Source organism: Rhodanobacteraceae bacterium, assembly GCA_016713135.1.
Lineage (GTDB): Bacteria > Pseudomonadota > Gammaproteobacteria > Xanthomonadales > SZUA-5 > JADKFD01.
On sequence record JADJPR010000020.1, the window covers coordinates 154,787 to 169,455 of the forward strand.

10 protein-coding genes and 1 pseudogene are annotated in these 14,669 nt (G+C 69.8%); 5 read left to right on the plus strand and 6 right to left on the minus strand.

All coding sequences use genetic code 11. The features are described from left to right. Positions 1 to 7 precede the first annotated feature (7 nt). Positions 8 to 2,695, plus strand: coding sequence for a hypothetical protein (locus tag IPK27_15545; GenBank protein ID MBK8068977.1), 2,688 nt, complete (start codon positions 8 to 10; stop codon positions 2,693 to 2,695). Positions 2,696 to 3,113: 418 nt separating this feature from the next. On the opposite strand, the gene IPK27_15550 is transcribed toward IPK27_15545, so the two are convergent. The 4 genes and pseudogenes from IPK27_15550 to IPK27_15565 form a co-directional block, all read right to left on the minus strand. Beyond that, positions 3,114 to 4,115, minus strand: coding sequence for a hypothetical protein (locus IPK27_15550; GenBank protein MBK8068978.1), 1,002 nt, complete (start codon positions 4,113 to 4,115; stop codon positions 3,114 to 3,116). A 126-nt stretch (positions 4,116 to 4,241) separates the two neighbouring features. Continuing rightward, a pseudogene (ispA, locus tag IPK27_15555) lies at positions 4,242 to 5,131 on the minus strand ((2E,6E)-farnesyl diphosphate synthase). A gap of 19 nt (positions 5,132 to 5,150) precedes the next feature. Further along, positions 5,151 to 5,411, minus strand: a complete 261-nt coding sequence (locus IPK27_15560; protein ID MBK8068979.1) for an exodeoxyribonuclease VII small subunit — start codon at positions 5,409 to 5,411, stop codon at positions 5,151 to 5,153. A gap of 55 nt (positions 5,412 to 5,466) precedes the next feature. After that, entirely contained in the window at positions 5,467 to 6,282 is an 816-nt protein-coding gene (locus tag IPK27_15565) for an SDR family NAD(P)-dependent oxidoreductase (GenBank protein MBK8068980.1), read from the minus strand. Between the two features lie 87 nt (positions 6,283 to 6,369). Between IPK27_15565 and IPK27_15570 the strand changes: the two genes are divergently transcribed. Then, positions 6,370 to 6,819, plus strand: a complete 450-nt coding sequence (locus IPK27_15570) for an SDR family oxidoreductase (GenBank protein MBK8068981.1) — start codon at positions 6,370 to 6,372, stop codon at positions 6,817 to 6,819. 293 nt (positions 6,820 to 7,112) lie between these two features. Then, positions 7,113 to 10,265 carry a bifunctional proline dehydrogenase/L-glutamate gamma-semialdehyde dehydrogenase PutA gene (gene putA, locus IPK27_15575; GenBank protein ID MBK8068982.1) on the plus strand — a complete coding sequence of 1,051 codons (3,153 nt, stop codon included), beginning with the start codon at positions 7,113 to 7,115 and terminating at the stop codon, positions 10,263 to 10,265. A 319-nt stretch (positions 10,266 to 10,584) separates the two neighbouring features. Here the strand turns inward: putA and IPK27_15580 are convergent, their stop codons facing one another. Both IPK27_15580 and IPK27_15585 read right to left on the minus strand, forming a co-directional pair. Then, positions 10,585 to 12,426, minus strand: coding sequence for a 5'-nucleotidase C-terminal domain-containing protein (locus tag IPK27_15580; protein ID MBK8068983.1), 1,842 nt, complete (start codon positions 12,424 to 12,426; stop codon positions 10,585 to 10,587). Positions 12,427 to 12,430: 4 nt separating this feature from the next. Beyond that, complete coding sequence (locus tag IPK27_15585) at positions 12,431 to 12,982, minus strand: phosphoribosyltransferase (protein ID MBK8068984.1); 552 nt, start codon at positions 12,980 to 12,982, stop codon at positions 12,431 to 12,433. 625 nt (positions 12,983 to 13,607) lie between these two features. Between IPK27_15585 and IPK27_15590 the strand changes: the two genes are divergently transcribed. Both IPK27_15590 and IPK27_15595 read left to right on the plus strand, forming a co-directional pair. Next, complete coding sequence (locus tag IPK27_15590) at positions 13,608 to 13,814, plus strand: hypothetical protein (protein ID MBK8068985.1); 207 nt, start codon at positions 13,608 to 13,610, stop codon at positions 13,812 to 13,814. A 111-nt stretch (positions 13,815 to 13,925) separates the two neighbouring features. Next, positions 13,926 to 14,651, plus strand: a complete 726-nt coding sequence (locus IPK27_15595) for a molecular chaperone (protein MBK8068986.1) — start codon at positions 13,926 to 13,928, stop codon at positions 14,649 to 14,651. Positions 14,652 to 14,669 lie beyond the last annotated feature (18 nt).

Below are 14,669 nucleotides of genomic sequence, written 5' to 3' on the forward strand. Positions count from 1 at the left end.
CAAGCGCATGAACGCACACCCTGGGAATGCCCTTCGCGCTGGCCTTGCTGCGCTGCTGCTGGTCGCGACCTCCGCACACGCCGCCTGGCCGCCACCAGTGCCGGCAGACATCGTGCTGGAACTGCGCAATCCGGCAGCAGGCGCGCGGGTGGACGAACTGGCCATCGGCGGGGTGCCGCTGCCGCGCTCACTCGACCTGCGCACCCTGCAGGGACTCGCCGTGGTGGACGCGCAGGGCGTGCCGGTGCCCGCCGGTTTCCGCGTGCTGGCGCGCTGGCATGCGGCGCGCGAGGACGCGAGCGCACCGATCCAGTGGCTGCAAGTGCGCTTCCTCGCCGACGTGCCGCCGGCCGGCAGCGCGCGCTTCACCTTGCGCACCGATGGCAGCGCGGCCAATCCGGCACCGCCGCAAGCGCTGACGCTGACACAGGTCGGCGCCCAATGGCAGATCGATACCGGCGTGGCCCGGTTTGTCCTCGGCGGCAGCCCGGCGCGGGTGTTCGACCGCATCGAGGCGCCGGTGGGCAATCTACTGGTCGATGGCAGCAGCCTGGGCGCGACCATCGACGGCCAGGCCGGCGCCGGCTTCGCCAGCATCCGCAGCGTCGTCGTCGAGCACGCGGATGCGCTCGGCGCGACTCTGCGGGTGGAGGGCAGTTTCCCGCATCCCGCGGTGGCCGGCGGACTGATCAGCGGCGGCCGGCGGCTGGCCTTTGCCGCGGGCTCGTCGGCCGTCAGCGTGCGCGAGTGGATCGACTGGGAAGGCGATCGCTGTGGCCTGGGTACCCTCGCCTGCAACGGCACGCCGAACGCGCGCGAACTGCAGCGCTGGCGGGTCAACCTCGCGCCCACCCTGACCGGCACACGCACGCTGGCGCTGCTGGCGCAGCCAGGCCAGCCAGCGGCGACGGCCGCCGCCGCGCCCGGCAGCACGGCCGAGCTGCGCCAGTTGCGCCGCGGCCAGCGCCTGTTGCCGCAGCAATACACGCTCGCGCTGCCGGGAATGGCCGCACAACAGGGGACGCGGGCCGACGCCGGCGCGCTGCTGGTGTCCGGCGCCCAGGGGCGGGTGGGCATCGCATTGGCGCAGATGGCCGACTTCGAGCCGCAGGCGCTGCGCCTGCTGGCGGATGGCACGCTCGCCGCGGACCTCGCGGACGATGGCGTCTGGCTGGGCGCGCGCCAGGGCACCTATGCCGTCTACCGGCTCGGCGCCTGGCCGCTGGCCACCGGCGTCGACGCGGCGCTGGCGCAGTTGCGCCGCGACCTGGACCAGCCGCTGTGGGTGCTCGCGGCGCCGGAATGGATCGCCGCCTCGCAGGCGACCGAGGAGTTTCCGGCGGGACCGTTGGCGCCGGAACTGGCCGGCTACGAGTCGGCGCTGGACGACGTGGTCGCGCGCACCCAGGCGCTCCGGCGCGATCGCGGCCTCGAAGGGCTGCAGACCTTCGGCCTGTACCCGCGCGAATGGGGCAATCCGATCGGCGCCGACGAGATCGATTGCGGCGACGATCCGACGCCAGCCCAGGACTGGGACGATCCCTACTGGTGCGCCAGCTGGACCGATTACCACAACACCAGCATGAGCGCCTGGGTGCACGCCTGGCGCCACAGCGACCCGGCCGCGCTGCGCAGCCTCGCGGTGCCCGCGGCGCTGCGCATGCTGCATACCCAGCTGCAGCGCTGCGCCCCGGACGACGACTTCTTCCATTGCGGCCAGGTGCCCACCGGCTACGGCGGCTACCGCGCCAACAACAACGGCTCGCACCAGTACATCGAAGGCCTGGCGCAGTACTACTGGCTGACCGGCGACGACAGCGTGATCGCACGCCTGGTCCAGGGCGCGCGCGTGCGACGCGGCTACCTGTGCCCGGCGCGCGGCAGCACGCCACCCGGCCCGATGTGCAGCGCCACCACGCCGATCGCCGACCCCTGGGCCGGGCTCAACGACCGCGTTGCGGTGCAGGCCTACCAGATGTTCCGCCTGGTCGGTCTCACCGCCGACGCCAGTTACCTCAGTGACTGGAGCGGCAACACCGCGCGTGCGCTGACCCAGAACTTCGCGCTGCTGCAATCGGGCGGGCAGAGCCTGGGCTTCACCGAGCCTTCGGGCAGCGGCGATTTTTCCATCATCACCGGTCCCGGAAGCTACTACACCACACAGTTGTGGATGGCCTCGGTGTACGACTTCAACCAGTTGCAGCGGCTGCGCATCGACAGCAACGACGCACCGCTCGGGCAGCCAGCGATCAGTCCATCGGGCGCGATCGACGCCTGGGCGCGCACCCTGATGGCCGCCGCCAGTGTGGCGCCGGGCGGCAACGGGGGCGCCGGCGGCGTCTGGCCGAACGAACTGCGCTTCACTTTCAGCGGCGCCCGTGTGGGCGGCGCGCTGACCCAACTTGAGCCCGGCTGGGCACCCGCGCCCGCACCGCAGAACTGCGAGGACCGCTGCCTCTACGACTCAGGCAAGGCCAGCCTCGCCGCTACCCTGGCGCGCTCCGCCGATGCCCTCGGCGACCCGCAGATGCACCAGATGGCATTGGACCTGAGCACCCTCACGCTGCAGACCATCGGCCAGTTGCCGCAGCCCATGAACAAGGCCACCGGGCTGTACTTCGGCCGTTTGCACGCCGCCGTGGCGCGCCTCTCGCAGGGCAGCGCCGACCCACTCTTCGGCAACGGCTTCGAGTGAGCAGGGCCCTCCGACCGGTCAAACGCGGAGACGCGGAGGGCGCAGAGAAGAGCGATTGCGGTGATTGGGGTGCACGACCCGGGCAGAAGATTCTTGGACGCAAAGGACGCAAAGGGGTGAAGAAAGGACGCAAAGTAGAGCGGGCCGGGAACCATCGGGCCCTTATCTTTGCTTTGCGTCCTTTGCGTCCTTTGCGTCCTTTGCGTCCTTTGAGTCCTTTGAGTCCTTTGCGTCCTTTGCGTCCTTTGCGTCCCTTGCGTCCCTTGCGTCCCTTGCGTCTTCTTGCGTCAGGAAATGGCCGCCCCGGATTTGGCGCCTGTCCAGTCGGGTCGCGCCAGCTTCCAGGTAGGCAAATTCTCCCGCTTCTCTCCGCGCCCTCTGCGTCTCCGCGTTTGACCGGTCGGCAAAGCGCCCCGCGTCACGGGGCGAAGCCGAACAGCGCGAGGATCTGTGCGTCGCTGACCGCCGCCGGGTTGCTGAAATCGGCGCCCGCGAAGGGGGCCGGCACTTGTGGCCGGTCCACGCGCAGGAATTCGAAGCTGGCGTTGAGGTCGGGATCGGCCGGCTGCGGGTTGGGGCCGCAGGATTGCGCCAGGATGTTGCTGTTGTGGAACTCGTAGCTGCAGCCCTGCATCGTGGCCCAGTCGGTGTAGGTGACGAATCCCAGCTGCAGCCGCTCGGGGAAATCGCTGCGGTTGAAGCGGCGCAGCACCTGCCAGCCGCTGCCCACGCCGCCGACCGGCTGGACCAGCAGCAGCACATGCGCATCGATGCGCACCAGCCGCAGGTAGGCAGCGTTCGCACCCGCTGGCGCATTCGTCACCAGCAGGGTCGAGATGCTGTTGCCGCCCGGGGCCGGCGCCGGCCGCGTGCTCTTGTCCTCGAACTGGTAGACGCCCGGATCGTGCGCCGCGCCCATCGACAGGAACACATAAGCCTCGCGCCCCCGCACCCAGTTGGCATTGGCCGCCTCCACCTCGCGGCGCGGCGCGCGCAGCATCAGGCCCGCGAGCGAGTACTCGCTGCCAAGAGCGCCACCCTGCGTGCTGCCCGGCGCGCCGGTGCCGGCGCGGTTGCGCGGGTAGACCAGGGTGGTCGCGACCAGGTCGCCCGAGAGTTCCTTGTAGCTGAGTTCGCCGCGGTAGTCCTCGTACCAGCCGGAGGAATGCGGCTGCATCGTCAGTCGCCCCGGCACCTGGCCGATGACCTGGACCTGCAACTGGTCGAAGGGCCAGTGCTCGCGCCGCCAGACGCGGCTGAAGTCCGCCAGCGAGGCCGGTTCGTCGAACTCGTCGGAGAGCCATGCAACCGGCGCCTCGGTCGCGTCCTCCAGGCCATCCTGGAACAGGCTCGCAGCGTTGGCGGGCAAGCCGGCCAGGGCCACCAGCAGCGGCAGAGCGGATCGCAGGACATCGGGCATGGCGACTCCGTAACGGGATTCGGGACACCCCATTGACGCATCCGCGGCCATGTGATTCTCACCCGCCTGGACCAGCCTGCACTGGCTGGATTGCAGCTCAGCTGGGCGCGGGTGCGCGCGGCAGCCTCAGCTCTCGCGTTCGACCACGTAGCGCGCGAGATCCCGCAGCAGATCGGCGCGCGCATCGAAGCCGTCCAGAGCGTCGATCGCCAGTTGCATGTGCAGGCGCGCCAGGCGGCGGGATTCGTCGATGCCGACCAAGGCCGGGTAGGTGGGCTTGCCGCGGGCGCTGTCCGAGCCCTGCGGCTTGCCGATCACCGCGGTCTCGCCGAGCACATCGAGCACATCGTCCTGCACCTGGAAGGCAAAACCGATCTCCTGGCCATAGCGATCCAACGCCGCGAAGGCCGCGCTGCCCTCGGCGCAGCCGGCGGCCAACGCGCCCAGCAGCACCGATGCGCGGATCAGCGCGCCGGTCTTGTAGCGATGCATGCGCTCGAGTTGCTCCAGCGTCAGCTGCTGGCCGACGGCCGCGAGGTCGATCGCCTGCCCACCGGCCATCCCGAGCGAGCCGCAGGCCGAAGCCAGCAGGCGCACCATCGCCAGCTGCGCCGCCGGCTGCCAGCGCGATTCGCGCGCGCGAGCACGTCGAAGGCGAGCGCCTGCAGCGCGTCGCCGGCGAGGATCGCTTCCGCCTCACCGAACGCGATGTGGCAAGTCGGCTTGCCGCGCCGCAACTCGTCGTCGTCCATCGCCGGCAGATCGTCGTGGATCAGCGAGTAGGCGTGGATGATCTCCACCGCCGCCGCGGGTGCATCGAGCAACTCCGTGGCCGCGCTCAGGGCCTGTCCGGTTGCATAGACCAGGGTCGGGCGCAGGCGCTTTCCGCCGCCGAGCACGCTGTAGCGCATCGCCTGGTGAAGCCGGTCGGGCAGTTGCGTGGCTGGCGGCAACGCGGCCTCGAGCGCCCGTTCGGCGCGCGCGGCGGATTGTTCCAGGAAAGCACGCGCCAGCATGATCAGGCCCGCAGCCGGTTCAGGGCGTTTCGGGATCGAAGCGCACGCGCCCGGCCGGATCGTTGCCCTTGAGCAACAGGTCCACGCGCAATTCGGCTTCGTCGAGTGCCTTCTGGCAGTTCTGGTAGAGCTGCATCCCGCGCTCGAAGGCGCGCACCGAATCTTCCAGGGTCAGGTCGCCCTTCTCCATGCGCGACACCAGGGATTCGAGTTCGTCCAGCGACTTCTCGAAATCGGCGATGGCGCCAGGTGCAGCGGGTTCGGTCTTGGTCTCGGCCATGGGCGCGGAAAGTAGCGCAGCAAGGCGACAGCGGCAAGCGGCAAGTGCCGCCGGATCAGCCGCCCGCGCGGCTGCGGCGCGCATTCGCCGCCACGTACTTCATCACCTGGCGGAAGTACACCCCGGGCATCCAGCGCTTGAGCCACCAGCGGATGCGGGTGTCCTTGTGCGGCAGCAGCAGGAAACGGCCGCGCTCGCTCTCGTCGACGGTGTAGCGCGCCACTGCGGCGGCGTCGATCGGACTCTGCTCCATCAGCTTGCTGGCGATGTGCTTGAGCGGCGTGTCCGGCGGTCCCTGGAAGGACTCCAGCAAGCGCGTCTTGAAGAAGCTGGGGCAGAGCACGCTCACGAAGATGCCCTTTGGGAGCAACTCGCCGCGCATGCCTTCCGACAGCGCCACCACCGCCGCCTTGGACACGCCATAGGCGCCGAGGCCCGGCGCACCGGCGAGGCCGGCAAAGGAGGCGACGTTGATCACCCGGCCACTCTTCTGCGCCTCCATCATCGGCACGAACTCGCGCACGCCGCGGACCACGCCCATCAGGTTGATGTTGACGGTGCGCTGCCACTCGGCCGCGCTGGCGTGCGCGCACTCGCCGCCGCAGGCGATGCCGGCATTGTTGACCAGCACGTCGAGCCCGCCCCAGGCGCCCTGCACCTGCGCCTTGAGCGCCGCCATCGCGGCGTCCGATCCGACGTCGGCCACCAGCGCCAGGTGCCCGCCGCCCGGCAGCAGCTTGCAGGTTTCGTCGGCACGGTCGGCGTACAGGTCGACGCACGCCACGCGGTCCCCGCGCCCGGCGTAGACCTTCGCCAGTTCCCGTCCCAGCCCGCTGCCCGCTCCGGTGATCAGTACCCGTCGCCCTGCCATCGCCGCGCCTCGTGGATTGCTCGGCGCCAAGCATGCAGACTCGGGCCCGACCTCGCAAACCGCATCGGCAATCCCTACTTCGGGCCGATGCTGGACATGGGCCTGGACGCCTTCCACAAGACCGTCGACGTCAACATCCGCGGCTACTGGTACACCACCCAGCAGGCGGCCAGGCGGATGAAGAACGGCGGCGCAATCGTCAACATCGCCAGCGTCAACGGCGAGCGCCCGGCGTTTGGACAGGGCGTCTACTCCTTCTCCAAGGCCGCGATCATCTCGATGACCCAGGCCTGGGCCAAGGAACTCGCGCAGCACCAGGTCCGCGTCAACGCGGTGCTCCCGGGCCTCACCGACACCAAGTTCGCCAGCGCGCTGACCACCTCGCCGGCGATCATGAAGATGATGATGTCGCTGATCCCGCAGCAGCGCATGGCCCAGCCCGGCGAGATCGCCCCCGCCGCGCTCTACCTGCTGAGCCCGGCCTCCGCGTACGTGACCGGCGTCGCGCTGCCGGTGGATGGGGGGTATCTGGCCTGAGGAGCGGGTTCTGGGTTCTGGGTTGTGGGTTGTGGGTTGTGGGCAGCAAGGCCCGCACCTCGACAGACCATTGGGAGCCTATTCCTTCGGCGATCCATTCCGGCGGCCCAGGCAGAAGCTCGCGGCTGACGCCGCTCCCACGGGCTCGCGGCGCTCTTGCCGCCCACAACCCACAACCCAGAACCCACAACCAGCCGTAAACAACCGCCGCGCCGCTTGATCCAGACGCCCGCCGGGACACACGGCAAGGCCGTAGACTGCCGCTCCCCGTCCTTTCCGCCGAGCAGTCCGCCATGACCGCCGATCTCGCCCTGTTGCGCGATGCCCCGTCCGATGCCGATCCGAGCCTTCTGCGCCTGGCCGAGCACTACACGCGCGAAGAGGCCGAGGCGGTGGCCGATTTGCTGCGCATCGCCGAGATGGATGCCGACCTGAAAGCGCGCATCCACGACACCGCGGCCGACCTGGTCAAGCGCGTGCGTGCGCGCAAGGCGGAGCAGAGCGCGGTCGAATCCTTCATGCGCGAGTACGACCTCTCCAGCGAGGAAGGCGTGATGCTGATGTGCGTGGCCGAAGCGCTGCTGCGCATTCCGGACGCGGACACCGCCGACAAGCTGATCTCCGACAAGCTCGGCGATGCCGACTGGAACGCGCATGCCGGCAAGAGCGACAGCCTGCTGGTCAACGCCGGCACCTGGGGCCTGATGCTGACCGGCAAGCTGGTGAAGATCGCCGAGGACACCAAGCGCAACTTCTTCGGCGCCTTCAAGCGCCTGATCGGGCGCTCCGGCGAGCCGGTGATCCGCCTCGCGGTGCGCCAGGCCATGCGCATCATGGGCCACCAGTTCGTCATGGGCCGCACCATCGAGGAGGCGCTGGAGCGCTCGCGCGAGAAGGACCAGCGCGGCTACCGCCATTCCTTCGACATGCTCGGCGAATCGGCGCTCACCGCGGCCGACGCCGAGCGCTACATGGCGAGCTACCGCGCGGCGATCCTGGCCATCGGCAAGGGCGGTCCGTACCCGGACATCGTCGCGGCGCCGAGCATCTCGGTGAAGCTCTCCGCGCTGCACCCGCGCTACGAGCGCGGCAAGCGCGCGCGGGTGCTGGCCGAACTGACGCCGCGCGTGCTGGAACTGGCGCAGCTGGCCAGGGCGCAGGGTATCCCGATGACCATCGATGCCGAGGAGGCCGACCGCCTGGAGCTGTCGCTGGAGATCATCGCCAAGGTGCATGCAGATCCCTCGCTGGAAGGCTGGCACGGCTTTGGCCTGGCGCTGCAGTCCTACCAGAAGCGCGCGGTCGGGCAGATCGACTGGCTGGCCGAGGTGGCGCGCAAGGTGGGCCGCCGGCTCAACGTGCGCCTGGTCAAGGGCGCCTACTGGGACAGCGAGATCAAGCGCGCGCAGATCGACGGCCACAGCGGCTACCCGGTGTACACGCGCAAGCCGAACACCGATCTCTCCTACCTCGCCTGCGCGCGCCGCATCCTGGCGCACGGTGAGGTGTTCTACCCGCAGTTCGCCACCCACAACGCGCACACCATCGCCGCCATCCACCATCTGGCGCAGGGCCGTCCCTTCGAGTATCAGCGCCTGCACGGCATGGGCGGCGACCTCTACGGCGAGGTGATCCCGGCCGAGCGCCTGAACGCGGCCTGCCGCATCTACGCGCCGGTGGGCAGCCATGAGGACCTGCTGCCCTATCTCGTGCGCCGGCTGCTCGAGAACGGCGCGAACAGCTCTTTCGTCAACCGGATCGTCGATGCGAATGTCCCGGTCGACGATTTGATCCACAATCCGGGCGACATCGTCGCCGCAACCGAACCCAAGGCGCACCCGCGCATTCCGCTGCCGCTGAATCTGTACGGCGCGGACCGCCAGAACTCGCGCGGCTGCAACCTGGCGCAGGAGCGCGAGCTGCGTGCGCTGATTGCCGAGACCGAGGGCGTGCGCTTCGGCACGCTGCGCGCCACCCCGCTGGTGCCGGGCTCATCGAGCGCCGCGGCGGCGATCGAGATCCGCGATCCAGCCGACCGCCGGCGCCTGATCGGCCACTGGGTGCCGGCCGATGCCGCGCTGGTCGAGAAGGCGCTGGAGAATGCCGTGGCCGCGCGCGCCGCGTGGGATGCCACCCCGGTGGAGCGCCGCGCGCAGATGCTCGAACGCGCGGGTGATCTGCTCGAAGCGAACCGCGGCGAGTTGATCGCGCTGTGCACCCGCGAGGCCGGCAAGACCATCCACGACGGTATCGCCGAGGTGCGCGAGGCGGTCGATTTCTGCCGCTACTACGCGCAGCAGGCGCGCCGCGACTTCGCCCCGAAGACCCTCCCCGGCCCTACCGGCGAGTCCAACCAGTTGCATCTGCATGGGCGCGGCGTGTTCGCCTGCATAAGCCCGTGGAATTTCCCGCTGGCGATCTTCATCGGCCAGGTCGCGGCCGCGTTGGTGACCGGCAACACGGTGCTGGCCAAGCCCGCCGAGCAGACCAACCTGGTGGCTTTCCGCGCGACCCAGCTGTTGCACGAGGCCGGGATCCCGGCCGATGTGCTGCAACTGCTGCCGGGCGACGGCGCCACCGTCGGCGCGCGCCTGACCTCCGATCCGCGCATCGCCGGCGTGTGCTTCACCGGCTCCACCGAGACCGCGCGCATCATCAACCGCGCGCTCGCCGGCCGCGATGCGCCGATCGCCACCCTGATCGCCGAGACCGGCGGCCAGAACGCGCTGATCGCCGATTCCTCCGCGCTGCCCGAGCAGCTGGTCAAGGACGCGATGAGCGGCGCCTTCGGCTCCGCCGGCCAGCGCTGCTCCGCCACCCGCATCCTGTTCGTGCAGGAGGACGTGGCCGAGCGCACCGTGCACCTGCTGGCCGGCGCGATGGACGAACTCGCGCTGGGCGATCCCGGCCTGTACGCCACCGACATCGGCCCGGTGATCGACGAGGACGCGCGCAAGATCCTCACCGACCACGCCGCGCGCATGCGCACCGACGGCAAGCTGATCAAGTCGCTGGCGCTCACCGACGCGCACGCCCACGGCTGCTTCTTCGCGCCCTGCGCCTACGAGATCGATTCGCTCAAGCGCCTGCCGCGCGAGATCTTCGGCCCGGTGCTGCACGTGATCCGCTACAAGTCGAAGGACCTCGACAAGGTGATCGACGAGATCAACGCCACCGGCTACGGCCTGACGCTGGGCATCCACAGCCGCATCGACGCCACCATCGAGCACATCCAGCAGCGCATCCGCGCCGGCAACTGCTACGTCAACCGCAACATGATCGGCGCGGTCGTCGGCGTGCAGCCCTTCGGCGGCGAAGGCCTGTCCGGCACCGGCCCGAAGGCCGGCGGCCCGCACTACCTGCACCGCTTCACCACGGAGCGCACGCTGACCATCAACACCTCGGCCGTGGGCGGCAACGCCACGCTGCTGGCGCAGGCGGTGTAGCCCCGTTCAACGCGGAGACGCGGAGGACGCGGAGAGAAGCGGAAGAAGGGCCTGGGAGCTGCTGCTCCTTGCTCTACTCCGCGCCCTCCGCGCCTCCGCATTCGACCGGCATGTCGGAGGCGCCGGGGAGCCGCTGCGCGCGACCCCGGCCCACGCTCGATACGCCTTTGCTTCTCTCCGCGTCCTCCGCGTCTCCGCGTTTGACCGGCATGTCCGGAGCGCAGCGACCGCCGGCGCGCCGCTGCGCGCCACCGCCTACGCCCGAAACGCTCTTCGCTTCTCTCCGCGCTCTCCGCGTCTCCGCGTTTAACCGGCTGGTTCAGCGAACGAACCCCTGGGTGCTGCGATCGGCCTTCGCCGGGGCCACGATGGTGCCCCGGGCGCTGACGTAATCGACCAGCGCCTGGGCCATGTCGCGCGCGGTGTCGGCGCGGCGCTCGGCGGGGGCCTGGCCGAGCGGCGCGTAACCATCGCGACCGCTGGCGAGGTAGTCGCTGACGGCGACGCGGTAGCGCGCGTCCGGCAGCAGTGGCGTTGCCTGCCCGTCCTGCCAGCGCTCCAGCCCCTGCACGCGCTGCCCGGCCGACGCTGACAGGTCGATCTTCCAGCGCAGGCCGGCGGCGTAGGGGTAAGTGCCGGTGCGCGTCTCGGGCGCCTCGGCCATGAAATCGGCGGCGGCGTTCAGCGCGGCCAGCAGTTCGGCGCCGCTGAGATCGAGGATCACCAGGGTGTTGCGGAAGGGCAGGATGTTGAAGGCATCGCCGACCGTGAAGTCGCCCGCTGCGATGCTGCTGCGGGTGCCGCCGCCGTTCTGCAGCGAGATGTCGGCGCCGCCGTAATCCTTCGCCGCCTCGAGCATCGCGCTGGCGACCAGCGCCTGCACCTCGCCGCCCTGCGCATCGGTGGCCTCGGCGCAGCCGGGGCGACCGTCGCGGCCGCGGTCGAACGGGGCCGGCGCGCGCCGCAGGCACAGGCCCTTGGGCGCCTGCGCGATCACGCGGCTGGACTGGGCCTGCTTGCGCTGCGCGTACCAGGCCAGCACCTCGCCGGCCGCCGGATCCGGCGCGAAACGCCGTAGCTCCGGAATGCGTTCCACTTCGGCCTCGATGCGCGCGCGGGTGGTCGCATCCACCGGCTGGCCGCCGCGACGCCAGTCATCGCCAAGCATCAGGTAGGGCCGCCCGCCACAGGCCAGCACGCGCCCGTCGCGGTCGAAATCGGCGTCCAGCGCGCCGAGCGCCCAGCCGTACTGCCAGGCCTGGACGATGCACACGCGCTCGCCGTCGCGGTTGCGCGCCTCGGTGGGATACGGGCCGTCGCTGTTGATGCCCAGCGCCTTCAGCCCCTCGCCCAGCGGCGAATGCGAGTGCCCGCCGACGATCAGGTCGACGCCCGACAACTGGCCCGCCAGCGCGCGGTCCGGCGCGTAGCCGATGTGGCTCAGCACCACCACGATGTCGACGCCCTCGCCGCGCAGCGCATCGATCTGACGCTGCGCGCTCGCCGCCTCGTCTTCGAAGGCGGTGCTGGCGAGCGGGTTCGACGAGGCACGGGTTTCCTTCGCTGCAACCAGGCCGACAATGCCGATGCGCCGCCCGCCGCGCTCGACCACGACTTGCGGGCGCAGGTAGCCGGCCTCCGCGAACTGGCGCAGCGGCGAGTCGCCCACCGTGGGCAGCACATTGGCCACGACGGCGGGCGTGTCGCAGGTCCACAGGCGCTTGCTGAGATAGTCGAGGAAGGCCTTGAGCCCGTCGTCGCCGCGGTCGAACTCGTGGTTGCCGGGGACGAAGGCATCGAAGCACACCTGGTTCATCAGATCGGCATCGGCCTCGCCATTGAACAGGGTGTGGTAGAGATCGCCGCTCATCGCGTCGCCCGAATGCAGGCGCAACACGTTGGGCGCCTCCGCGGCGAGTTCGCGGAAGGCGGTGACCTGCCGCGGGAATCCGCCCAGGCTGACATCGGTGGGCGCGCCGTCCAGCCGCAGCTGCTGGCCGGGATCGGGGTCCAGCCGGCTGTGGTGATCGTTGATGTGCAGGATGCGCAGGCGGTAGGGGGAGTCGTCCGCCGAGGGCCGCACCTCGGCCGGCGTGCGACAGCCGCCGGCGACGAGGATGGCGGCGACCAGCGCCCAGCGCGTCAGGGAATCGCGGCGCATGCGCTCAATCCGGCCGCAGCACGTCGATGGCGAATTCGCCCTCGTAGGGCGGCACGCTGCACTCGACCACGTCGCCGGGCGCGATCTGCAGGCGCACGCCGACGACATCCGCGCTGATCGGCACCTGGGCGCAGCAGCGGTCCGCCAGCGCGGCCGAGCGGATCGTGCGCGCGCCCTCCTCGCGCAGGAACTCGAACACACGGAAGAAGGAATAGCCCTGGTAGAGCACGTCGTCGATCACCAGTACCTGGCGGTCCTTGATGGTCGGCGCGTCGGTGGGCTTGTCCAGCCGGGTCTCCGGGTGCAGCAGCTTGAGATCGTCCGAATAGCGCTTGACCAGCAGGTCCAGCCGGTCCACCGCGAATCCCGGGTTCAGTGCCGCGATGGCCGCCACCAGCCGGTCCGCCAGCGGCGCGCCGCGGCGCAGCACGCCGACGACCACCGGGCGCTGGGCCGGATCCAGCAGCGCGAGGGTCTGTCGCGCCATCCGCGCGATCACCGCTTCCAGATCTTGCGTGGTGTAGAGGCGGAAACGCTGGCCGGCGACTTCGGTCATGGAAGGTCTCGCAGAGTCTGGACGGGCCATCATATCGGTCCGCGCCCCGCGGCGCTGCGCGCGGATCAGCAGCGCCGCCAGCGCGACGCCCGGTCCGGACTTGCGCCAGCCACCGCGACCACGAAGACGAAGCGGCGGGCCGTCATGGGCAGCCTGCGTGATTCGCATTCTGCAAATCTGCATTCGCATTCTGCGATTCGTCGCCTGCCACGGCCGGCGGAATCGAATCCTGCAAAATCCATTTAGTCCATATAAAACAATACTTTATCCATGAAAGTGAGGTTGGCACGCTCCCTGCAGCATGGAAACCGCCGCCGGCACTCGCCGGTGCCACCCATCCCAACCCAAGGAGCTTTGCCATGAACCTCAAGAACCTCTCCCTCGCCGCCCTCGCCGCCTCCCTGCTCGCCGCCGGCGCAGCCAACGCTGCGGTCGGCCCCACCTCCGGCCAGATCATCATCCGCGGCACCGTCGGCTCGATCTGCGAAATCGGCGTGGTCGACTACGGCACCAACCTCGACCTCGTCGCCGGCGAAAGCAACCGCGCGGTGGGTCAGGTGACCCGGAAACCTGCAACGATGCCGACGGCTACTCGGTCAGCTTCACCTCCAGCGAAGGCGGCAAGATGGTCGGCCCGCTGGGCGCTGCCAGTCCCTACCGCGTCAACTACGACTCGATCAGCGATCACAGCCTGGCCAGCGATGCCTCGATCGCCCGTCCGGACCCGCAGTGGAATGTGCAGCACGAGCTGACCGTGAATGTCGAAGGGCAGGACGAACTGCCGGCCGGCGAATACCGCGATACCGTCACCGTCACCATCGCCGGCGCCTGATCGCCGCCTTTCTGATCAGATCGACTACCGGCACCGGGCGCGCACTGCGCCCGGTGCTTGGCAGAAGCGCAAAATGGCAATGGCCGGCGCGCCGGCCTGCAGGAGACTCAGATGTACAAGTGGTCGCGGCTGTTGATGGCCATGTTCATGTTCGTGATCGCGCCGGTGCACGCGTTCAAGCTCACGCCGATCGAGGCGGAGTTCGGCCCCGGTCGTTTGGCGGTGCAGACCTTCAAGGTCGAGAACCCTGGCGCGCAGCCGGTCGCCATTGAACTCAGCGTCCACGCCCGCTCGATGGCCGCCTCCGGCGAGGATGTACTGACGCCGGCAGCAGAGGCGTTTGCGGTGTTCCCGGACCAGATCGTGCTGCAGCCCGGGGAGACCCAGAGCGTGCGCGTGCAATGGACCGGCACCGAACTGCCAACCATCGAGACGGCTTATCGCCTGATGGCCGAGCAGTTGCCGATCACCCTCGGCAATGAGGGCGAGCGCAGCGGCCTGCGGCTGATGGTCAAGTATCTCGCCGCGCTCTACGTGCGGCCGGCGGATCCGGCGGCTGTGCTGACCGCGGAGATCGCCAGCGACGTCCGCGACGGTCAGAAAGTCGCGGTCATCCGGGTGGACAACCGCGGCAACGCCCACGCAGTGCTGCAGGCTTCGATGATCGAGGTGAGCGCGGGGGGCAAGCCGGTGGCGTATTCCGAAGAGCAGCGCGAGGCCGTGCACGGCAAGAACGTGCTTGCAGGCGTGCGGCGGGAACTGGTGATGCCCTGGTCGCCCACGCTGGACGCGGGCGCGCTCACGGTGGCACTGAAGCAACCGGCCGCAGAGGACTGAGCAGCGGCACGCTCGCGA